This window comes from Rhizobium etli 8C-3, from assembly GCF_001908375.1.
Taxonomy (GTDB): Bacteria; Pseudomonadota; Alphaproteobacteria; order Rhizobiales; family Rhizobiaceae; genus Rhizobium; species Rhizobium etli_B.
The window spans coordinates 3,877,500-3,899,626 of the sequence record NZ_CP017241.1 but is presented as its reverse complement, the minus strand read 5'-3'; the positions used below and the strand labels follow the sequence as shown (position 1 = coordinate 3,899,626).

Here is a 22,127-nt window from a genome sequence, read left to right as displayed (position 1 = left end):
ACCCATGAACATTCATGAATATCAGGCCAAGGCTCTGCTGAAGAGCTATGGCGCACCGGTCGCTGAAGGTGTGGCCATCTTCAAGGCCGACGAAGCCGAGGCTGCGGCAAAGCAATTGCCTGGTCCGCTCTACGTCGTGAAAAGCCAGATCCACGCCGGCGGCCGCGGCAAGGGTAAATTCAAGGAGCTTCCGCCGGAAGCCAAAGGTGGCGTTCGCCTTGCGAAGTCGATCGACGAAGTCGTCGCCAATTCCAAGGAAATGCTCGGCAATACGCTGGTCACCAAGCAGACCGGCCCGGCCGGCAAGCAGGTCAACCGCCTCTACATCGAAGACGGCGCCGATATCGACCGCGAACTCTATCTCTCGATACTCGTCGACCGTTCCGTCGGTCAGGTTGCCTTCGTCGTTTCGACGGAAGGCGGCATGGATATCGAGACCGTTGCACACGACACACCCGAGAAGATTATCACCGTTGCCATCGACCCCGCAAACGGCGTGACGGCTGAGGACAGCAAGAAGCTTGCGGATGCGCTCAATCTTCAAGGCGAAGCTCGCAAGGATGGCGACACGCTGTTCCCGATCCTCTACAAGGCTTTCGTCGAAAAGGACATGAGCCTGCTCGAAGTCAATCCGCTGATCGTCATGAAGAACGGTCGCCTGCGCGTGCTCGACGCCAAGGTATCCTTCGACGGCAATGCGCTCTTCCGTCACGAAGACATCGTCGCGCTGCGCGACAAAACGGAAGAAGACGAGAAGGAAATCGAAGCCTCCAAATACGACCTTGCATATGTTGCCCTCGACGGCAATATCGGCTGCATGGTCAATGGTGCGGGCCTTGCCATGGCAACCATGGACATCATCAAGCTCTACGGCGCCGAGCCTGCGAACTTCCTCGATGTCGGTGGCGGTGCCTCGAAGGAGAAGGTCACCGCGGCCTTCAAGATCATCACCGCCGATCCGGCCGTGAAGGGCATCCTGGTCAATATCTTCGGCGGCATCATGCGCTGCGACGTCATCGCCGAAGGCGTGATCGCGGCGGTCAAGGAAGTCGGCCTCCAGGTGCCGCTCGTCGTCCGTCTCGAAGGCACCAACGTGGAACTCGGCAAGAAAATCATACGAGACAGCGGGCTGAACGTGATCCCTGCCGACGATCTTGACGACGCGGCGAAGAAGATCGTCGCTGCTGTGAAAGGGAACTAAGGCATGTCCATTCTCGTCAACAAGAACACCAAGGTCCTGGTCCAGGGCCTGACCGGCAAGACCGGCACTTTCCACACCGAGCAGGCGCTTGCCTATTACGGCACCAAGATGGTCGGCGGCATTCATCCGAAGAAGGGTGGCGAGACCTGGGGGTCGCTCGAAGGCGAGGCACATCTGCCGATCTTCGCCTCCGTCGCCGAGGGCAAGGAAAAGACTGGTGCCGACGCATCGGTGATCTACGTGCCGCCGGCCGGCGCCGCCGAGGCGATCATCGAGGCGATCGAGGCGGAAATCCCGCTCATCATCTGCATCACCGAAGGCATTCCGGTCGAGGACATGATCAAGGTCAAGTCGAAGCTCGACAAATCGAAGTCGCGACTGATCGGTCCGAACTGCCCGGGTGTCCTGACACCTGAGGAATGCAAGATCGGCATCATGCCGGGTTCCATCTTCAAAAAAGGTTCGGTCGGCGTTCTCTCGCGCTCCGGCACGCTGACCTATGAAGCCGTCTTCCAGACCTCGAATGAGGGTCTCGGCCAAACGACGGCAGTCGGCATCGGCGGCGACCCGGTCAAGGGCACCGAATTCATCGACGTACTCGAGATGTTCCTGGCCGACGACGAAACCAAGTCGATCATCATGATCGGCGAAATCGGCGGATCGGCCGAAGAAGACGCGGCGCAGTTCCTCAAGGACGAAGCCAAGCGCGGACGCAAGAAGCCGATGGTCGGCTTCATCGCCGGGCGTACGGCACCTCCCGGCCGCACCATGGGCCATGCCGGCGCCGTGATTTCCGGCGGCAAGGGCGGCGCGGAAGACAAGATCGCGGCCATGGAAGCGGCCGGCATCACGGTGTCGCCGTCTCCGGCTCGTCTCGGCAAGACGCTGGTTGAAGTCCTCAAGGGCTGAGCCAATTTCGATATCCGGGCGGAAGAAAGCATCTGCGCTTCCGCCCGGCCCCAAGGTATTCGACAGCAGGCATGCCGCGGACAGGCGGCAAATGAGAATGCGGCAGCCGGTTAGAGCCGGCGAATTCATCAAAAGTCAGGAGGCGGGCGGAAAGCGTCCGCGTAAAACCATGGCACGGCAAGAAGCCAACGAGCAGTTTCAGATCACCTCGTTTCTGGATGGCGCCAATGCTGCCTATATCGAGCAGCTCTATGCGCGTTACGAAGAAGATCCGTCATCGGTCGACGATCAGTGGCGGACCTTCTTCAAGGCGCTGGAGGACGATCCGAACGATGTGAAGAAGGCGGCCAAGGGCGCTTCTTGGCGCAAGAAGAACTGGCCGATTCAGGCCGGCGGCGATCTCGTATCTGCGCTCGACGGGGATTGGGGCACGGTCGAGAAGGTCATCGAAACCAAGGTAAAGGCAAAGGCCGAAGCTGCCGGCAAGCCGACCGACGGCGCCGACATTCTCCAGGCGACGCGCGATTCCGTGCGTGCCATCATGATGATCCGCGCCTATCGCATGCGCGGCCATCTGCATGCCAAGCTCGATCCGCTTGGCATCGCTGTACCGGTCGAAGACTATAAGGAACTGTCGCCGGAAGCTTACGGCTTCAGCCCGGCCGACTACGATCGCAAGATCTTCATCGACAACGTGCTTGGCCTCGAATACGCGACCATCCCGCAGATGATCGAGATCCTCGAGCGAACCTATTGCTCGACCCTTGGCGTCGAGTTCATGCACATGTCCAATCCGGAAGAGAAGGCCTGGATTCAGGAACGAATCGAAGGGCCCGACAAGGGCGTGGCGTTCACACCGGAAGGCAAGAAGGCGATCCTTGCCAAGCTCGTCGAAGCGGAAGGCTACGAACAGTTCCTCGACGTCAAGTTCAAGGGCACCAAGCGCTTCGGCCTCGATGGCGGTGAATCACTGATCCCGGCACTTGAGCAGATCCTAAAGCGTGGCGGTCACCTCGGCCTGAAGGAAGCCGTGTTCGGCATGGCCCATCGCGGCCGCTTGAACGTGCTCAGCCAGGTCATGGGAAAGCCGCATCGCGCCATCTTCCATGAGTTCAAGGGTGGTTCCTATGCGCCCGACGAGGTCGAAGGTTCCGGCGACGTGAAGTACCATCTCGGTGCATCTTCCGACCGCGAATTCGACGGCAACAAGGTACACGTTTCGCTGACGGCAAACCCCTCGCATCTTGAAATCGTCGACCCCGTCGTCATGGGAAAGGCGCGCGCCAAGCAGGACATGAGTGCTACCGTCTGGGAAGGCGACGTCATTCCGCTCTCTGAGCGCGCCAAGATTTTGCCGTTGCTGATCCACGGCGATGCAGCTTTTGCCGGCCAGGGCGTCATCGCTGAAATTCTCGGCCTTTCAGGACTTCGCGGCCACCGTGTCGCCGGCACGATGCATGTCATCATCAACAACCAGATCGGCTTTACGACGAACCCGGCCTTCTCCCGTTCGTCGCCCTATCCGTCGGACGTGGCGAAGATGATCGAGGCGCCGATCTTCCACGTCAACGGCGACGATCCGGAAGCTGTGGTCTACGCCGCGAAAATCGCGACCGAGTTCCGCATGAAATTCCACAAGCCGGTCGTCATCGACATGTTCTGCTACCGCCGCTACGGCCACAACGAAGGCGACGAACCGTCCTTCACCCAGCCGAAGATGTACAAGGTCATCCGTGGCCACAAGACGGTGTTCCAGCTTTACGCCGAGCGTCTTGTTGCGCAAGGCCTGCTGACCGAAGGCGAAGTCGAGAAGATGAAGGCCGACTGGCGCGCTCATCTCGAACAGGAGTTCGAGGCCGGGCAGTCCTACAAGCCGAACAAGGCCGACTGGCTGGACGGCGAATGGTCTGGTCTGCGCACAGCCGACAACGCCGATGAGCAGCGCCGTGGCAAGACGGCAGTGCCGATGAAACAGTTGAAGGAGATCGGCCGCAAGCTCTCGGAAGTCCCCGCGGGCTTCAACGCGCACCGCACGATCCAGCGCTTCATGGAAAACCGGGCCAACATGATCCAGACGGGCGAAGGCATCGACTGGGCAATGGGCGAAGCGCTCGCTTTTGGCGCACTCTGCCTCGAAGGACACAAGATCCGCCTTTCGGGTCAAGATTGCGAACGCGGCACCTTCTCGCAGCGCCATTCGGTCCTTTACGATCAGGAGACGGAAGCGCGTTACATTCCGCTCGCCAACCTGTCGCCGACGCAGGCCCGCTACGAGGTCATCAACTCGATGCTCTCCGAAGAGGCCGTGCTCGGCTTCGAATACGGTTATTCGCTGGCGCGGCCGAACGCCCTCACGCTCTGGGAAGCGCAGTTCGGCGACTTCGCAAATGGTGCGCAGGTCGTCTTCGACCAGTTCATTTCCTCGGGCGAACGCAAGTGGCTGCGCATGTCGGGTCTCGTCTGCCTGCTGCCGCATGGTTACGAAGGCCAGGGTCCGGAACATTCTTCGGCCCGCCTGGAACGCTTCCTGCAGCTTTGTGCCGAAGACAACATGCAGGTTGCCAACGTCACGACCCCGGCGAACTACTTCCACATCCTGCGCCGTCAGTTGAAACGCGACTTCCGCAAGCCGCTGATCCTGATGACGCCGAAGTCGTTGCTGCGCCACAAGCGGGCCGTTTCGAGCCTCGCGGAGATGGCCGGCGAATCCTCCTTCCACCGCCTTTTGTGGGATGATGCAGAGGTCATCAAGGACGGACCGATCAAGCTGCAGAAAGACAACAAGATCCGCCGCGTCGTCATGTGCTCCGGCAAGGTCTATTATGATCTTCTGGAGGAACGCGAAAAGCGCGGCATCGACGATGTCTATCTGCTGCGCGTCGAACAGCTCTACCCGTTCCCGGCCAAGGCGCTCATCAACGAGCTCTCCCGCTTCCGCAATGCCGAAATGGTCTGGTGCCAGGAAGAGCCGAAGAACATGGGCGCATGGTCGTTCATCGATCCGTATCTCGAATGGGTTCTTGCCCACATCGACGCGAAGTATCAGCGCGTCCGCTACACCGGACGTCCGGCTGCCGCTTCGCCGGCAACGGGGTTGATGTCCAAGCATCTGTCGCAGCTCGCGGCATTCCTTGAGGATGCGCTGGGCGGCTGAGGAGTTGGGGCGATGGCATATTTCTTCTTGAGACTTGTGCCGCCTCGTTCCCGCTTTCCGAACGACGCGACCGCGGAGGAGATGGCTGCGATGGAACGGCATGCCGAATATTGGCGCCACAACGCAGAAGCGGGATCGGCAATTGCTGTCGGCCCCGTCTTCGAGGGCGAAGGCGCCTGGGGCATGGCGGTCGTCTCAGTCGAGGATCGAGAGGCCGCGAAGGCGCTTGCCGATGCAGATCCGATCGTCCGCTCCAGTTTCGGTTTCCACTTCGAAGTTTTACCCATGCCCTCGATCATTCTCCGGCCGTCTGCTGCCGGAAACGAATAAACGAAAACAAGCAAATCAGGATCTGAACAATGGCCACAGAAATCCGCGTTCCAACTCTCGGTGAATCCGTCAGCGAGGCAACCGTCGGCACCTGGTTCAAGAAGGTTGGCGACGCCATCAAGGCCGATGAGCCGATTCTCGAGCTTGAAACCGACAAGGTGACCATCGAAGTACCGGCACCGACCTCCGGTACGCTTTCCGAAATCGTTGCCCAGGCCGGCGAAACCGTGGGCCTCGGCGCGCTGCTCGGCCAGATCGCCGCAGGCGCTGCAGCCCCGGCTGCCGCTCCTGCAAAGGCTGCCGAGCCGGCCATGGCTGCTTCGGCCCAGCCAACGGCCGCCGCTCCGGCTGCTGCCGCTGCGGCACCGGTTGCTTCTGCCCCGGCCCCGGCTTCCGCCATGCCGGCGGCGCCCGCTGCCGCCAAGATGCTTGCTGAAAACAATCTCTCGGCCGATCAGGTCGAAGGCAGTGGCAAGCGCGGCCAGGTGCTGAAGGGCGATGTGATCGCTGCCGTCGCCAAGGGCCTTTCCGCCCCGGCTGCTGCGCCGGCTGCTCCCGCTGCGGTCCGTGGGCCATCGACGGTTGAGGACGCCGGCCGCGAGGAGCGCGTGAAGATGACGCGCCTGCGCCAGACGATTGCCAAGCGCCTCAAGGATGCGCAGAACACCGCAGCCATGCTCACCACCTACAACGAGGTGGACATGAAGGCAGTCATGGACCTGCGCGCCAAGTACAAGGACGTCTTCGAAAAGAAGCATGGCGTGAAGCTCGGCTTCATGGGCTTCTTCACCAAGGCTGTGACGCACGCTCTGAAGGAACTGCCGGCCGTCAACGCCGAGATCGATGGCACCGACATCATCTACAAGAACTACTGCCACATCGGTATGGCTGTCGGCACAGACAAGGGCCTGGTCGTTCCGATCATCCGCGATGCCGACCAGATGTCGATTGCCGAGATCGAGAAGGATCTTGGCCGCCTTGCCAAGGCGGCGCGCGACGGCACGCTCTCGATGGCCGACATGCAGGGCGGCACCTTCACGATCACCAATGGCGGCGTCTACGGTTCGCTGATGTCCTCGCCGATCCTCAATGCGCCGCAGTCGGGCATTCTGGGCATGCACAAGATCCAGGAGCGTCCGGTCGTTGTCGGCGGTCAGATCGTCATCCGTCCGATGATGTATCTGGCACTCTCCTACGATCACCGCATTGTCGACGGCAAGGAAGCCGTGACCTTCCTCGTCCGCGTCAAGGAAAGCCTGGAAGATCCGGAGCGTCTGGTTCTCGATCTCTAAGAGAATTTGGGCCGCGCGAGCGGCCCTGTTTTTCGCGGCAAGGAGTGCCTGATGGCGCGTGGAGTACCGGCAGCGGACGGCAGTTCGCCTCGCATCGTTACGCTGAAAATGGCAGCTGCCCTGGCAGTGCCACTTTTCCTGTGCGCGATGGCGAAAGCCGCGCTGGCGGGCGAATGCGCGCAGTCGAATGCCGTCTATGCCGATCGCGACGGAGCCTATGAACTGCGCTTTTTGCCGCTCGGTTCCGAAGCTGCGGCGGCGAGCAATCAGTTCAAGCTCAATGTTCTGAAGACCTCGATCGTCTTGGACGGCTATGTGATGCCGTCGGAGGATCCTGACCGTGCGATCGGCATCGTCATGTTCAACTGCCCGGATGGTGATGTGACCGGTGCCGATCTCGATGCCTGTACGATCTGGCAAGGGCCGGTCTACAGCGTCGGTGCCGCGGGCGAACTGGAGAATCTTCAGGCGGAGGCGGCGGGCGCGGCGGACAGGATCGTGCTGCCTGGTCTCGGTCCGGCAATCCGCGAATCCTCGATTTGGGGCGAGGGCAAGGCGACGGTGGCACCCTGGGACGTCCTGACTTTCAAGGAATGCGCGAAATGAGTGATGCGCCTGTTCTGCTCGTGACCGGGGCAAGCCGCGGCATCGGTGCTGCCGTCTCAAGGCTTGCCGCCAAGCAAGGTTGGCGGGTAGCCGTGAATTTTGCCTCGAACAGGGCAGCGGCGGATGCCGTCATTGCAGCGATCACGGCGCATGGCGGCGAGGCGATTGCCGTCAAAGGCGATGTCGGCAACGCCACTGATATCAGCTTGATGTTCGAAACCGTTGATCGTCATTTCGGGCGGCTTGACGGGCTGGTGAACAATGCCGGCATCGTCGATATTGCTCAGCGCATCGACGAAATGAGCGTCGAGCGCATCGAGCGGATGATGCGTGTCAATGTCACCGGCTCCATTCTCTGCGCGGCGCAGGCCGTTCGCCGCATGTCCAGCAGGCATGGCGGCAAGGGCGGAGCGATCGTCAACATCTCGTCGATGGCGGCGATCATCGGATCACCGTCGCAATATGTGGATTACGCCGCTTCGAAGGCGGCGATCGATACCTTCACGATCGGGCTCGCCCGCGAGGTCGCCGCCGATGGCATCAGGGTGAATGCGATCCGCCCGGGAATTATCGACACCGATATTCACGCTTCCGGTGGACTGCCAGACCGTGCGCGCGACATGGCGCCGAGTATTCCGATGCAGCGGCCGGGAACGGCAGAAGAGGTCGCCGATGCCGTCGTCTATCTTCTTTCTTCCGCGGCCTCCTATGTCACGGGTGCAATCCTCAACGTTAGCGGTGGGCGGTAGGCAAAGGGTAAGCGATGCAATATCTTCTCGAATTCCTTGGCCTGATGGTCGTCTTTTCGGTCTTCATCGTCGTTCCGGGTGCCGACTTTGCCGTGATCCTTCGCCAGAGCATCGTGAATGGCCGCCGCGCTGCGATGATGACCGGCCTCGGCATGGGCTTCTCGCTGCTCTTCCACATAAGCTACACGATCTTCGGCCTCGGCCTGGTCGTGTCAAAGTCGCTGTTGCTGTTTGCGACGATCAAATGGGCGGGTGTCGCCTATCTGGTCTATCTCGGTATCAAATCCTTCCGCGAACCCGGATTCAATGTCAGGGAAATCGAAGTCAGCAGAGCCGATCGCAAGGCCGTTTCGGCGGTCAAGTGCCTCGCCATATGTTTCATCACCAATGCCCTTAATCCGAAGCCAGTGCTCTTCTTCCTGTCGCTGTTCTCGACGCTGGTGCATCACGACACACCAGCGCTGATCCAATTCAGCTACGGCATCGGCATGGCATCTGCACTCGTTGCCTGGTTTGCAGTCGTCTCGATCTTCTTGACCGTCAAGCCCGTCCGCGACCGCTTCATTGCCAGTGGCAAATGGTTCAACCGTATCACCGGCGCCGCATTGGTCGGCTTCGGCTTCCGCCTCGCGATCACCCGCGCGGCCGACTAAACGATTAAAGCAAAGGAAAAAACAATGTCCTATGATGTGATCATTATCGGAACCGGCCCCGGCGGCTATGTCGCTGCAATTAAGGCGGCCCAGCTCGGCCTCAAGGTTGCGGTCGTCGAAAAGCGCGCGACCTTCGGCGGCACCTGCCTTAATGTCGGCTGCATTCCCTCCAAGGCGTTGCTGCATGCTTCCGAAATGTTCCATCATGCCGGTCACGGCATGGATGCGCTCGGGATCGAAATACCGGCTCCGAAACTTAATCTCGAAAAGATGCTGGCGCACAAGGATGCGACGGTGAAGTCGAATGTCGACGGCGTGGCCTTCCTCTTCAAGAAGAACAAGATCGATGCCTTCCAAGGCTCCGGCAAGATCGTTTCCGCCGGGAAAGTTTCAGTGACCGCCGGAGATGGCAAGGTGCAGGAGATCGAAGGCAAGAACATCGTGATAGCCACGGGCTCCGATGTTGCCGGCATCCCGGGTGTTGAGGTCGACTTCGATGAAAAAGTGATCATCTCCTCGACCGGCGGTATCGCACTGGAGAAGGTGCCGGAAACGATGATCGTCGTCGGTGGCGGCGTCATCGGTCTCGAACTCGGCTCTGTCTGGTCGCGCCTCGGTGCGAAGGTGACCGTCGTCGAATATCTCGATACGATCCTCGGCGGTATGGATGGCGATGTAGCCAAGCAGTTCCAGCGCATGCTCGTCAAGCAGGACATCGAATTCAATCTCGGCGCCAAGGTCGTCGGCGTCGAGAAGGCCGGCACGGGTGCCAGGGTGACCTTCGAACCGGTCAAGGGCGGCGACAAGGTGACGCTCGAAGCGGAAGTCGTTCTCATCGCCACTGGCCGCTTGCCCTATACGGCAGGCCTCGGCCTTGAAGAGGCCGGTGTCAAGCTCGACAATCGCGGCCGCGTCGAGATCGACGGACATTTCAAGACCAATATCGCCGGCATTTATGCAATCGGCGACGTCGTGAAGGGTCCTATGCTGGCGCACAAGGCGGAAGACGAAGGCGTAGCGCTCGCCGAAATCCTTGCCGGCCAGGCCGGTCATGTGAACTACGACGTCATCCCGAGCGTCGTCTATACACAGCCCGAAGTCGCTTCCGTCGGCAAAACCGAGGAAGAGCTGAAGGCTGCAGGCATTGCCTATAAGGCTGGCAAGTTCCCGTTCACGGCAAACGGCCGCGCCCGCGCGATGCTCGCGACCGACGGCTTCGTAAAGATCCTTTCGGACAAGGCGACGGACCGGGTTCTCGGCGGACATATCGTCGGCTTCGGTGCCGGCGAGATGATCCACGAGATTGCCGTTCTCATGGAATTCGGCGGTTCTGCCGAGGATCTCGGCCGTACCTGCCACGCGCATCCGACAATGTCGGAAGCCGTGAAGGAAGCGGCGCTCGCTGCCTTCGCCAAGCCGATCCATATGTAAACGAAGCTCGCAGCCGCGGTTCGCAAGGATCGCGGCTATTTTGAACGGGTCTCGAGCAAGCGTCTTCGCCTTTCTGGACTGAAGGCGGTCACGTCGTTGCTTCGGTCCTGCGGCCACGGGGGGCCGAACAAAACTGGAAATCCAGGATGTAGCCGCGCCTTGCGAGCAGCATCAATTCACTTTCGTGACGGTGAAGCCTTGTTTGCGCAGAAGTTCGATGATGCCGACTTCGCCCGGCAGATGCAGGGCGCCGACGGCCATGAAGACATCGCCGCCGGCCAGAATCGGAGCTGCACGCTCGGCCATCGTCTTGTTGCGGTCGAGGATGATACGCTGCTCGAAGCTGGCGTAGTCGCTCTTCTCGTCCTTGCCGTCCGGCGACACTGTTTTCAGCATCGGTATGGTCATGCCGATGTCGCCTGAGAGGTAGAGATCGGTCATCGTTTCCACGACGTCGTTCATCTTGGAGCCGAGCTCCAGCGTCTCGATCAGGGATTTCAGATGGAATTCCACCGGAAGTTCGGCCATTGCCTGCAGTTGTTCGGCAAGCGTCTCGAGCCCGCGCACCTGCTTGCCTTCGGCGGCTGCGTCGGCTGCGATCTTCTGATCGAGGAAGGGGATACCCTTCGCCTTGCGGGAAATTTCGCAGGCGGGGAGCGCCACTGCGCTTGCAATCATCCAGGGGCGCATGCGCGAAACGGCCGACAGCGGAATGCCGCGTCGCTTCAGGCCGGCACCGAGACGGGCGTAATCATCGCGTGACAGAAGTTTCTCGATCGTCGTCCCATCGGTGAACATGGTGAGATCCGGGCGGGCGAGGAGCGCGGCGGCCGCCTTCTTCTGGCTCAGGATTTCATCGGATTCGATGACGATCGTATCGGCGCCATCACGAGCGGCCCGGGCGTAGAGCGGCAGGTTCAGCACGCGCGGATCAGTAACATGCATGCTGCCAAGCAGCCATGAAGGCTTCAGGCCGGGCTTTTCGATCTTCCAGAAGATGCCTTTGCCGTTCGGCGTCGCATCCGCTTCCTTGACGACCTCTGCATAGCGCGCAGGATCGTTCTGCTGTAGCTCGCTCATCAGGTTTTTGCCGGTGCAGGTATCGTCGGCAGCCTGGGCCGAAGACACCGCAAGGAGCATCGCGAGAAGCGCGGCGGCAAGCAACATATGGAAGGCCGCAATCAGCCAGAGCAACATGTTGCCCGCTGTCGCAATGCCAAGACTGCGGTGGCCGATGGTGATCGTCATGATGGTGTTCCGCTCACGATGGATGAGAGCCCATGCTCTACGCCCTGCATGCGCATATTGCCTTAAGAGAATACGTTAACAAAGGATTACGCTCTCGGATGGGCTCGATCGTAGACTTCCAGCAGACGCGATGAATCAACGCCGGTATAGACCTGGGTCGTGGACAGGCTTGCGTGACCGAGCAGTTCCTGGATCGTCCTCAGATCGCCGCCGCCAGCCAAAAGATGCGTTGCAAAAGAATGCCGCAGTGCATGCGGTGTTGCCGTTTCCGGCAATCCGAAGGCGCCGCGCATCCGCTGCATCGTGCGCTGGATGATCCCGGTCTGGAGCTTGCCGCCGCGAGCGCCGCGGAAGAGCGGTTCTCCTTTCTCCAGATGGTACGGGCACAGGGAGCGGTATTTCTCAATGGCTTCAAGAACGATGGGCAGCAGCGGAACCAGGCGCGTCTTGTTGCCCTTGCCGGTGATGCGCAGTGCCGTGGCGCCTGCATGCAAGCTGTCCGCAGTCAGGTCAAGTGCCTCGGCAATGCGAAGCCCGCAGCCATAGAGGAGCGTGAAAACGGCGGCATCGCGCGCAGCGATCCATGGCTCCTCGTGAAGCTGTGCCTCGTTGCTTGCGACAGTGATCGCCTGCTTGTCGGAGAGCGGTTTCGGCAGCGATTTCGGCTGTTTCGGCGAGCGAACGGCTCCTGCTGCTGCGGCGTTCACCAGCCCTTTTTTTTCCAGATATCGCAGCAGCGACCGAAGACCGGCCAGATTGCGGCCAAGCGATCGCGCCCCCGAACCTTCTTTCCGGCGGGCGGCCAGGAAGCCGCGGAAATCGGCCGGACGAAGAGATTCAATGTCCTTCAACGTCGCCGGGCCGCCTATGTGGCCCGTCAGGAAGGTGAGGAACTGGCGGCTGTCGCGCTCGTAGGCGTCGAGCGTGTGTTCCGATAAGCGCCGCTCGCGCTCGAGACTTTCCAGCCAGGCGCTGCGTTCCGCCATCAGGCGCGGGTCGGCGATAATCAGCAGTTCGGTCACTGGCGCGGGCCTTGATTTTGTTCTTGCCTTTGCCAAGTTTGAAGGAGAGACCGTTAGGGAATTGCTAATATCGGCCAAGCTCTTGTCATGCTTCCATCATATTAGGTTGCGATAGCTGTGCCGAACGAAACAGGACTTTGCATGGCACGGCGCCAATCCACGACGGCTCTCGGACAGCTCGCGGAAGCGATCGCTCTGGTCTCCCACGGCAACCCCGGACACATCGTTGATACTCTGATCGCCGAGCGCGGCCAGCGCATCGTCCGCCACCCGCTTTGGCCGGTGATGCGGCCCTTTCTCTATGCCCTTTTGCGCTATAACAGGGCACTTCAGTTCGCCAACGACGTAGCGAACATGCCTGGCTTCCAGTGCTTCGAATATATGAGCAACCTGCTGATGCTGGATATCGCGGTTCGAAATGCCGAGCGTATACCTGCTTCGGGGGGCTTCATTCTCGTCAGCAATCATCCAACCGGCATTGCCGACGGTGTGGCAGTCTTCGACCTCCTGAAGAACCGCCGCCCGGACATGATGTTCTTTGCCAACCGCGACGCGGTACGTGTCAATCCGCGTTTTGCCGAAATGGTGATCCCCGTGGAATGGCGGGACGAGTATAAGACCAAACTCAAGACCCGTGAGACGCTGCAGCTCACGAACCACGCCGTGAAGGAAGGAAAGGCAACTGTATTGTTTCCCTCGGGCCGCATCGCCTACTGGGCGAACGGCCGGCTGAATGAAAGGCCGTGGAAAAACTCTGCCGTCGGCCTTGCCCGCAAATACAATCTGCCGATCCTGCCAGTGCACATGACCGCGCGCAATTCCGGTCTCTTCTACTGGTTTGCAAAGTGGTCGACCGAACTGCGCGACATGACGGTGTTTCACGAACTTCTCAACAAGCGCGGCGATCGTTTTGATTTCATCATCGGCAATCTCGTTCCAGTCGGGCATCTGGACGGAGACATAAACGAAGTGACAAAGGCGCTCGAAAGACACACGGTACATGATCTGCGTGCCGACAGCGATGCACGGTTCCTGCCGCTGATGCAGCCGCCCGCGCCCGAGATGGTGGCGGCCCATTCATTTCGTTGAGCGGGCAGGTTAAAGCGAGACATGTTTTTCGCTCGATGTTCGCCTAGAACGAAAGATCGCTGCGATCGATCAGAATGCATCTTTCGGGCATCAGTCTTTTCGCCGGCGAAAACGGCGTCGCAAAGCCGATGGTGCCGAAGAGCTTCCTGCCGCCGCTGCCAAGGAGCGATCCGGGGTGCGACAGGACGACGAACACGGATCGAGGCGAAGGGGTTGGCCGGCGTCATCGATGAGGACGAGTAGTCGATGTTCTCGCAGGTTTTCTTTTTGCTTCATAGCGGGCATGGTCACGCCCGATGAGCACAGATTCGTCCGATCTCTTTGGCGCGTTATTCGAGGCACCGGCCGGAACCCGCACGGTTCCGGTTCTTGTGCCCATGCCTGCACCGAAACCCTATTCCTATTGCGTGCCGGATGGCACGGCCGTCGAGCCCGGTTCGATCGTCCAGGTGCCGCTCGGCCCCAGACAGGTGATCGGCGTTGTTTGGGACGGCGGTGAAGATGGGGTCGATCCGAAGAAGCTACGACCGATCACCCATGTCTTCGATTGTCCACCGCTTTCCAAGGAAATGCGGGAGTTCATCGACTGGGTGGCTGCCTACACGCTATCGCCGCCCGGTCTTGTTGCCCGCATGGCGCTTCGTGCACCGAATGCCTTCGAACCGGAGCCGATGGCGGAAGGATTGCGCTTCATCGGCGGCGAGCCGGTGCGGATGACGCCCGCCCGCGCGCGCGTGCTCGACACGGCATCGGACGGTGTCTCGTGGACACGGACCGGACTTGCACATGCCGCCGGCGTTTCCACGAGCGTTGTCGATGGCCTCATCAGCCAGGGGCTTTTCGAGACCATTTTCCTGCCTCCGCCCCCGGTCGTGGCAAAACCCGATCCGGATTTTGCGTCTTCGCGCCTGCAGGGGCCGCAGAAGGATGCCGCCGAAGGGATCTTGAGCGAAGTCAGAAAAGGTGAGTTTTCCGTTTCTCTCATCGATGGCGTGACGGGATCAGGCAAGACCGAGGTCTATTTCGAGGCGATCGCCGAGACCATACGCCGCGGCAAGCAGGTGCTGATCCTCCTGCCTGAGATCGCACTCACCGCAAGCTTCCTGGAACGCTTTCAGGACCGGTTCGGCGCAAAGCCGGCCGAATGGCATTCCGATCTTGCGCCGCGCATGCGCGAGAAAGTCTGGCGGCAGGCGGTGACGGGCGAGGTTCGCGTTGTCGCCGGCGCCCGCTCGGCATTGTTTCTGCCGTTCGAAGACCTGGGACTCATCATTATCGATGAGGAGCACGACCCTGCCTACAAGCAGGAAGACCGCGTCTACTACAATGCCCGCGACATGGCAGTCGTCCGTGGGCGCATCGGCAATTTCCCGGTTGTTCTCGTGTCGGCAACGCCCTCCGTCGAAAGCCAGGTGAACGGTCAAAACGGACGCTACAGCACCATCCATCTGCCGACACGCTTCGGTGACGCGGCGCTGCCCGATCTGCATCTCGTCGATATGCGCCGGCACGCGCCGAAAAGGGACGGGTTTCTCTCGCCGGTCCTGATCCGGGCGATCGGCAAGACGGTCGAAAAGGGCGAGCAGGCGCTGCTCTTCCTCAATCGCCGCGGCTACGCACCCCTGACGCTCTGCCGTGTGTGCGGCCACCGCTTCCAGTGCCCGCAATGTTCGAGCTGGCTCGTCGAGCACCGTTTCCGCAGCCAGCTGCAGTGCCATCAATGCGGCCATTCGCAGCGCACGCCGGAGGCCTGTCCGGAATGCGGAACGCTCGATCACCTCGTTGCCTGCGGGCCGGGGGTCGAGCGCATCGCGGAAGAAGTTGAGCGTCATTTCCCCGATGCGCGGACGATCGTGCTGTCCTCGGACATTACGGGCGGCGTCAAACGCCTGCGGCTGGAACTCGAGGCGATCGCCAAGGGCCAAGCGGATATCGTCATCGGCACGCAGCTTGTCGCCAAGGGGCATAACTTTCCGTTGATGACCCTGGTCGGCATCGTCGATGCGGATCTGGGACTGGCCAACGGCGATCCGCGCGCGGCGGAAAGAACATTCCAGCTTCTTTCGCAGGTGACGGGCCGCGCAGGGCGAACGGGTCTGAAGAGCCATGGCCTGCTGCAGACTTACCAGCCGCAGCATCCCGTCATGCAGGCGATCGTTTCAGGCGACGCGAGCGCGTTCTACGAGCGGGAAATCGCCGAGCGAGAGCGGGCAAGCTTGCCGCCTTTCGGACGCCTTGCCTCGATTATCGTGTCGGCCGAAACGCGCCATGACGCAGAAAACCATGCCCGCAGCATGCGCAGCTCGGCGCCGCAGGTGTCCGGCATTTCCATTCTCGGCCCCGCCGAAGCGCCGCTGGCGCTGGTGCGCGGCCGCTACCGCTTCCGGCTCCTGGTACACGGACGGCGGAGTTCCGACATGCAGGCATTTCTGCGCACAATGCTCGCGCAGGCGCCGAAAGAGCGTGGCTCGGTGCACGTCCAGCTCGATATCGACCCGCAAAGCTTCCTGTAGATCGGCGACTGACAGCCGTTTTCCACCCGGCGCAATCATGCCATAAGGGGCAGGCATTCGCAGCGTGATTTGGGGTGATCCATGGAGTTTTATTTTCCCGAGACCTTTGCCGAACAGCTCGCATTCTGCTCGGCGGCGTTCACGGCTCTTGCAGGTCTCGTCATCATGTTCGCGCCTGGATATGCAATGCAGCTCTTCGGCCTTCAGCCGCGTGGAGAGCGCCGTGACGGTTTTGCCGAGCAGCGCGCCGTCGGCGGTTTCTATCTCGGATTCGGATTGGCTGCGATCATGCTGGCACAGGATTTCATCTACATGGCGCTCGGGGCGGCATTTGCGATGGCGGCTTTCGCCCGGATCGTCTCGCTCCTTTCCGATAAGGGGAGCACAGTTCTCAACTATTTACTTCTGGTTGTGCAGATCGTTCTCGCGGCGCTCCCGCTCGCCTATTCCTTGGGCTTCTTCGCAACTTAGGTTCAAATGCCGCGAGCCGCTCGCCCGCCGGGCTTTGCGGCATTTCACGATTTTGCTGATAGAAAAGCATTCGAAAGGCATATTCGGGCATTACGCGTGTTGCGAGTCCCGACATCCTATGTTAGACGGACCCCGAATTTCGGAAGAAGCAAGAGGCTTCTCTTGCGATTTCTGGGGGAAATCAAAACGAATTCAAGAGCATAGGTCAGGCGCCCGCCAAAGCCGGAATCTTGAGTTGAAATCAGGGAAATTTGTGCCCGTGGCAGACACGTCCCAGCTTGCTTCTGGTGTTGCAGAACGATATGCGTCCTCGCTGTTCGAACTGGCTCTTGAAGAAGGCGCCGTCGAGAGCGTCACTGCAGATCTCAATCGTTTCCAGGCGATGCTGGACGAGAGCGACGACCTGAAGCGCTTCGTTGCAAGCCCGGTATTCTCCGCAGACGATCAGCTCAAGGCGGTCGCTGCAATCAGCGAGAAGGCCGGCATCAGCAGCTTCTTTGCCAATTTTCTGAAGGTTGTGGCGCGTAACCGCCGCCTCTTTGCCCTTCCGGGCATGATCAAGGCCTTCCGCATCATCGCTGCTCGCCAGCGTGGCGAAATTTCTGCCGAGGTCACCTCGGCCCATGCGCTGACCGCAGCGCAGGAATCCGAATTGAAGGCGGCGCTGAAGGGCGTCACCGGCAAAGACGTGGCGATTGCCGTCACGGTTGATCCGTCAATTCTTGGTGGTCTGGTCGTGAAGGTCGGGTCCCGTCAGATTGATACGTCGCTTCGTACCAAACTTTCTACCCTCAAGCTTGCATTGAAAGAGGTTGGCTGATGGATATCCGCGCCGCGGAAATTTCCGCAATTCTCAAAGATCAAATTAAAAATTTCGGCAAAGAGGCGGAAGTCTCGGAAGTCGGCCAGGTGCTTTCTGTCGGTGACGGTATTGCTCGCGTTTACGGTCTGGACAACGTCCAGGCCGGTGAAATGGTCGAGTTCCCCGGCGGCATCCGCGGCATGGCGCTGAACCTTGAGTCCGATAACGTCGGTGTCGTTATCTTCGGCTCCGACCGCGACATCAAGGAAGGCGACACCGTCAAGCGGACCGGCGCCATCGTTGACGTTCCGGTTGGTCCGGAGCTGCTCGGCCGCGTCGTTGATGCTCTCGGCAATCCGATCGACGGCAAGGGCCCGATCAACGCGACGCGCCGTGCGCGTGTCGACATCAAGGCTCCCGGCATCATCCCGCGCAAGTCGGTCCATGAGCCGATGTCGACTGGTCTCAAGGCTATCGATGCTCTCATCCCAGTCGGCCGCGGCCAGCGCGAGCTTGTCATCGGCGACCGCCAGACCGGCAAGACCGCGATCCTTCTCGACACGATCCTGAACCAGAAGGCCATTCACGACGCCGGCCCGGAAGCTGAAAAGCTTTTCTGCGTCTACGTCGCTGTCGGCCAGAAGCGTTCTACGGTTGCGCAGTTCGTCAAGGTTCTCGAAGAACGTGGCGCCCTGAAGTATTCGATCATCGTCGCCGCGACGGCTTCCGATCCCGCTCCGATGCAGTTCCTGGCTCCATTTGCCGGCTGCGCCATGGGCGAATATTTCCGCGACAACGGCCAGCATGCGCTGATCGGTTACGACGACCTGTCCAAGCAGGCTGTTGCCTATCGTCAGATGTCGCTGCTGCTGCGCCGCCCGCCGGGCCGCGAAGCATATCCGGGCGACGTCTTCTACCTGCATTCGCGTCTCCTCGAGCGTGCTGCAAAGATGAGCGACGCAATGGGCGCCGGTTCGCTGACCGCTCTGCCGGTCATTGAAACGCAGGGCAACGACGTTTCGGCCTTCATTCCGACCAACGTGATCTCGATCACCGACGGCCAGATCTTCCTCGAAACCGACCTGTTCTATCAGGGCATCCGCCCGGCTGTTAACGTCGGCCTGTCGGTTTCGCGCGTCGGATCGGCCGCGCAGATCAAGGCGATGAAGCAGGTTGCAGGCTCGATCAAGGGTGAGCTTGCCCAGTATCGCGAAATGGCCGCCTTCGCCCAGTTCGGTTCTGACCTTGATGCTGCGACGCAGCGCCTGCTGAACCGCGGTGCCCGCCTCACCGAGCTCCTGAAGCAGCCGCAGTTCTCGCCGCTGAAGGTGGAAGAGCAAGTCGCGGTCATCTTCGCAGGTGTCAATGGCTACCTGGACAAGATCACTGTCGCACAGATCGGCAAGTTCGAGCAGGCATTGCTCTCGTACATGCGCTCGGAAGGCTCGGCCATCCTCGACACGATCCGCACGGAAAAGGCAATCAGCGACGATACCAGGGGCAAGCTTGTGGCTGTCCTCGATACCTTCGCGAAGTCTTTCGCCTGATCGCACTTAATTAGGACGGAAAACGGATGCCTTCACTAAAGGATCTGAAAAACCGGATCGCCTCCGTCAAGGCGACGCAGAAGATCACCAAGGCGATGAAGATGGTCGCCGCGGCGAAGCTTCGGCGTGCGCAGGAGGCGGCCGAGGCCGCCCGGCCTTATTCAGAGCGCATGGCGGCTGTTCTTTCGAACATCTCCAAAGCGATGACGGATGCTGATAGCGCACCAGTGCTCATGACGGGTACGGGCCAGTCACAGGTTCACCTGCTCATCGTCTGCACCGCCGAGCGCGGCCTCTGCGGCGGCTTCAATTCACAGATCGCGCGATTTGCGCGCGAGCATGCCCGCAGGCTCATTGCCGAAGGCAAGACTGTCAAGTTCTTTACCGTAGGCAAGAAGGGCTATGACGTTCTTCGTCGCGAATTTGCTTCGATCATTGTCGAACGCAGGGAGCTTCGCGATGTAAAGCGCATCGGCTTCGAGAATGCCGACCAGATCGGCAGGCGCGTCATCGAGATGTTCGAAGCCGGCGAATTCGACGTCTGCACGCTGTTCTACTCGGAGTTCAAGTCGGTTATCTCCCAGGTGCCGACGGCTCAGCAACTCATCCCGGCTTCGGCTCCGGAAGCTGTTGTTGAAGACGATGTGCATGCAAGTGCCGTCTATGAATACGAGCCGGATCCGGCAGCGATCCTGAACGATCTGATCCCGCGCAACATTTCGGTCCAGATTTTCCGCGCGCTCCTCGAAAACGTCGCCGGTGAAATGGGCGCGAAGATGAGCGCGATGGACAGTGCCACGCGCAACGCTGGTGAGATGATCAACAAGCTGACGCTCAGCTACAACCGGCAGCGTCAGGCTCAGATCACCAAGGAACTCATTGAAATCATTTCGGGCGCGGAAGCGCTCTGAGGTTAGAGAAAGAGGGTATGAAAATGGCTAGGGCAGCTACCCCGAGGGCGGCAGCGAAGACCGCTGCTAAAAAGACCGCCACAGGCTCTGTCGGCAGGGTCACACAGGTTATCGGTGCCGTCGTCGACGTTGCTTTCGAAGGCGAACTGCCGGCGATTTTGAACGCGCTCGAAACCACCAACATGGGCAACCGCCTGGTTCTGGAAGTCGCGCAGCATCTCGGCGAGAACGAAGTCCGCACGATCGCCATGGACTCCTCCGAAGGCCTGGTCCGCGGCCAGGAAGTGGTCGACACCGGCGCTCCGATTTCTGTTCCGGTCGGACCGGAAACGCTGGGCCGCATCATGAACGTCATCGGCGAGCCGGTTGATGAAGCCGGTCCGCTCGTTACCGCTTCCAAGCGTGCGATCCACCAGGACGCACCGTCTTATGTCGACCAGTCGACGGAAGCACAGATCCTGGTCACGGGCATCAAGGTCGTCGACCTTCTGGCTCCTTACGCCAAGGGCGGCAAGATCGGCCTCTTTGGCGGTGCAGGCGTCGGCAAGACGGTTCTCATCATGGAACTGATCAACAACGTTGCTAAGGCGCACGGTGGTTACTCGGTGTTTGCAGGCGTCGGTGAGCGCACCCGCGAAGGCAACGACCTCTATCACGAAATGATCGAATCGGGGGTCAACAAGCATGGCGGCGGTGAAGGCTCGAAAGCAGCCCTCGTTTACGGCCAGATGAACGAACCGCCGGGCGCTCGCGCTCGCGTCGCTCTGACGGGTCTGACGGTTGCCGAAAACTTCCGCGACCAGGGCCAGGACGTTCTGTTCTTCGTCGACAATATCTTCCGCTTCACGCAGGCAGGTTCGGAAGTGTCGGCTCTGCTTGGCCGTATTCCTTCGGCCGTCGGTTATCAACCGACGCTCGCAACCGACATGGGCCAGATGCAGGAGCGCATCACGACGACGACGACCGGCTCGATCACCTCGGTTCAGGCTATCTACGTTCCGGCCGACGACTTGACCGACCCTGCTCCGGCAACTTCGTTCGCGCATCTTGACGCGACGACCGTTCTATCGCGCTCGATTGCCGAAAAGGGTATCTATCCGGCCGTCGACCCGCTCGACTCCACCTCGCGCATGCTCGACCCTATGGTCGTCGGCGAAGAGCACTATGAAGTTGCCCGTAAGGTTCAGTCGACGCTGCAGCGCTACAAGGCCCTGCAGGACATCATCGCGATCCTTGGCATGGACGAACTGTCCGAAGAGGACAAGATCGCCGTCGCCCGTGCCCGCAAGATCGAGCGTTTTCTGTCGCAGCCGTTCTTCGTTGCCGAAGTCTTCACCGGTTCGCCAGGCAAGCTGGTTCCGCTCGAAGACACGATCAAGGGCTTCAAGGGGCTCGTCAACGGCGAATACGACCACCTGCCGGAAGCCGCCTTCTACATGGTCGGCTCGATGGACGAAGCCGTCGAGAAGGCCAAGAAGCTCTCCGCAGCTGCTTGATGAACGAAGCTCGTGACGAGATTTTCTGCTGCGACTCCCTGAGGGAAGTCGTGGCAGGACTTCCCGCCCCGGCGGCGCCGACCGTTTACAGAGCAGAAAACGGCGTGCTGATGATGGTAGTGGGTCTAGTCCAAACCGAGGAAGGCCTCGGATATCTCGATCAGGCGATAATGCACTGCCCGTTCTGCGGGACCAAACTGCAAGATGCAAAGGCCATAGCCGAGAAGGTAAGTCACTGATGGCTGACAATTTCTATTTTGAACTCGTATCTCCGGAGCGCCTGCTCCTGTCGGAGATGGTGACGGAAGTTGTCATTCCGGCAACCGAGGGCGAGATGACCGTCATGGCGCACCACGCCCCGGCGATGACCACCATCAAGCCGGGCATCGTCAGCGTCCGCTCCAGCGGCGGCTCAAAGCAGGACTACGTTGTTTTCGGCGGCTTCGCCGACATCCTGCCGACCGGTTGCACGCTGCTTGCAGAATCCGCTGTCGCGGTCGAGGACCTCAACAAGGACGAGTTGACCCGTCGTATCGAGGCTGCGAAGAAGGAGCTCGAGGATGCGCTCCATCACGAACACAAGTCGAGGCTGGAGCATTTCATCCTGGAACTGACGCATCTGCGCGGAATCGTCGAGCCGGATTGAGCGAGTTTGCACCGAACTCACCTGAAGCGGCCCCAACGGGCCGCTTTTTGTTTGCGG

At 60.4% G+C, this 22,127-nt stretch carries 20 protein-coding genes; 18 read left to right on the top strand and 2 right to left on the bottom strand.

The window, feature by feature from the left end; genetic code table 11:
- Positions 1-4 precede the first annotated feature (4 nt).
- From sucC to lpdA, 9 genes are all read left to right on the top strand, one after another.
- A complete protein-coding gene (gene sucC / locus AM571_RS19240; protein WP_074062775.1) occupies positions 5-1,201 on the top strand; it encodes an ADP-forming succinate--CoA ligase subunit beta in 1,197 nt (398 codons plus the stop codon).
- 3 nt (positions 1,202-1,204) lie between these two features.
- Positions 1,205-2,110, top strand: a complete 906-nt coding sequence (sucD, locus tag AM571_RS19235; RefSeq protein WP_074062774.1) for a succinate--CoA ligase subunit alpha — start codon at positions 1,205-1,207, stop codon at positions 2,108-2,110.
- 169 nt (positions 2,111-2,279) lie between these two features.
- Positions 2,280-5,264: a 2-oxoglutarate dehydrogenase E1 component gene (locus AM571_RS19230; RefSeq protein ID WP_074063363.1), complete on the top strand. Its 2,985-nt coding sequence runs from the start codon at positions 2,280-2,282 to the stop codon at positions 5,262-5,264.
- A gap of 12 nt (positions 5,265-5,276) precedes the next feature.
- Complete coding sequence (locus tag AM571_RS19225) at positions 5,277-5,594, top strand: YciI family protein (RefSeq protein ID WP_074062773.1); 318 nt, start codon at positions 5,277-5,279, stop codon at positions 5,592-5,594.
- 29 nt (positions 5,595-5,623) lie between these two features.
- Positions 5,624-6,886: a 2-oxoglutarate dehydrogenase complex dihydrolipoyllysine-residue succinyltransferase gene (gene odhB, locus AM571_RS19220; protein ID WP_074062772.1), complete on the top strand. Its 1,263-nt coding sequence runs from the start codon at positions 5,624-5,626 to the stop codon at positions 6,884-6,886.
- 51 nt (positions 6,887-6,937) lie between these two features.
- Positions 6,938-7,492: a hypothetical protein gene (locus AM571_RS19215; protein WP_074063362.1), complete on the top strand. Its 555-nt coding sequence runs from the start codon at positions 6,938-6,940 to the stop codon at positions 7,490-7,492.
- Positions 7,489-8,241: an SDR family oxidoreductase gene (locus tag AM571_RS19210; RefSeq protein WP_074062771.1), complete on the top strand. Its 753-nt coding sequence runs from the start codon at positions 7,489-7,491 to the stop codon at positions 8,239-8,241. The genes AM571_RS19215 and AM571_RS19210 overlap by 4 nt, the downstream gene beginning before the upstream one ends.
- Before the next feature lie 14 nt (positions 8,242-8,255).
- Positions 8,256-8,894, top strand: a complete 639-nt coding sequence (locus AM571_RS19205; protein ID WP_074062770.1) for a LysE family translocator — start codon at positions 8,256-8,258, stop codon at positions 8,892-8,894.
- A gap of 24 nt (positions 8,895-8,918) precedes the next feature.
- A complete protein-coding gene (gene lpdA, locus AM571_RS19200) occupies positions 8,919-10,325 on the top strand; it encodes a dihydrolipoyl dehydrogenase (RefSeq protein ID WP_074062769.1) in 1,407 nt (468 codons plus the stop codon).
- 171 nt (positions 10,326-10,496) lie between these two features.
- On the opposite strand, the gene AM571_RS19195 is transcribed toward lpdA, so the two are convergent.
- Together AM571_RS19195 and AM571_RS19190 are read right to left on the bottom strand one after the other, a co-directional pair.
- A complete protein-coding gene (locus AM571_RS19195; protein ID WP_074062768.1) occupies positions 10,497-11,573 on the bottom strand; it encodes a TraB/GumN family protein in 1,077 nt (358 codons plus the stop codon).
- Positions 11,574-11,659: 86 nt separating this feature from the next.
- A complete protein-coding gene (locus AM571_RS19190; RefSeq protein ID WP_074062767.1) occupies positions 11,660-12,595 on the bottom strand; it encodes a tyrosine recombinase XerC in 936 nt (311 codons plus the stop codon).
- Positions 12,596-12,736: 141 nt separating this feature from the next.
- On the opposite strand from AM571_RS19190, the gene AM571_RS19185 reads away from it, so the two are divergent.
- The 9 genes from AM571_RS19185 to AM571_RS19145 all read left to right on the top strand — a co-directional run bounded on the left by AM571_RS19185 (position 12,737) and on the right by AM571_RS19145 (position 22,070).
- On the top strand, positions 12,737-13,684 hold the full coding sequence (locus tag AM571_RS19185) for a GNAT family N-acetyltransferase (RefSeq protein ID WP_074062766.1): 948 nt from the start codon (positions 12,737-12,739) through the stop codon (positions 13,682-13,684).
- Between the two features lie 296 nt (positions 13,685-13,980).
- Positions 13,981-16,197 (top strand): primosomal protein N', encoded by a 2,217-nt coding sequence (locus tag AM571_RS19180; RefSeq protein ID WP_074062765.1) that lies wholly within the window; start codon positions 13,981-13,983, stop codon positions 16,195-16,197.
- Positions 16,198-16,278: 81 nt separating this feature from the next.
- Positions 16,279-16,668 (top strand): DUF4345 family protein, encoded by a 390-nt coding sequence (locus AM571_RS19175; protein ID WP_074062764.1) that lies wholly within the window; start codon positions 16,279-16,281, stop codon positions 16,666-16,668.
- Positions 16,669-16,921: 253 nt separating this feature from the next.
- Entirely contained in the window at positions 16,922-17,488 is a 567-nt protein-coding gene (locus AM571_RS19170; protein ID WP_074062763.1) for a F0F1 ATP synthase subunit delta, read from the top strand.
- Complete coding sequence (gene atpA / locus AM571_RS19165) at positions 17,488-19,017, top strand: F0F1 ATP synthase subunit alpha (protein WP_074062762.1); 1,530 nt, start codon at positions 17,488-17,490, stop codon at positions 19,015-19,017. The genes AM571_RS19170 and atpA overlap by 1 nt, the downstream gene beginning before the upstream one ends.
- A gap of 26 nt (positions 19,018-19,043) precedes the next feature.
- Positions 19,044-19,928, top strand: a complete 885-nt coding sequence (locus AM571_RS19160; RefSeq protein ID WP_074062761.1) for a F0F1 ATP synthase subunit gamma — start codon at positions 19,044-19,046, stop codon at positions 19,926-19,928.
- Positions 19,929-19,951: 23 nt separating this feature from the next.
- Complete coding sequence (gene atpD, locus AM571_RS19155; protein WP_074063361.1) at positions 19,952-21,424, top strand: F0F1 ATP synthase subunit beta; 1,473 nt, start codon at positions 19,952-19,954, stop codon at positions 21,422-21,424.
- On the top strand, positions 21,424-21,663 hold the full coding sequence (locus tag AM571_RS19150) for a hypothetical protein (RefSeq protein WP_074062760.1): 240 nt from the start codon (positions 21,424-21,426) through the stop codon (positions 21,661-21,663). Before atpD ends, AM571_RS19150 begins: the two co-directional genes overlap by 1 nt.
- Positions 21,663-22,070, top strand: coding sequence for a F0F1 ATP synthase subunit epsilon (locus tag AM571_RS19145; protein WP_074062759.1), 408 nt, complete (start codon positions 21,663-21,665; stop codon positions 22,068-22,070). The genes AM571_RS19150 and AM571_RS19145 overlap by 1 nt, the downstream gene beginning before the upstream one ends.
- Positions 22,071-22,127 lie beyond the last annotated feature (57 nt).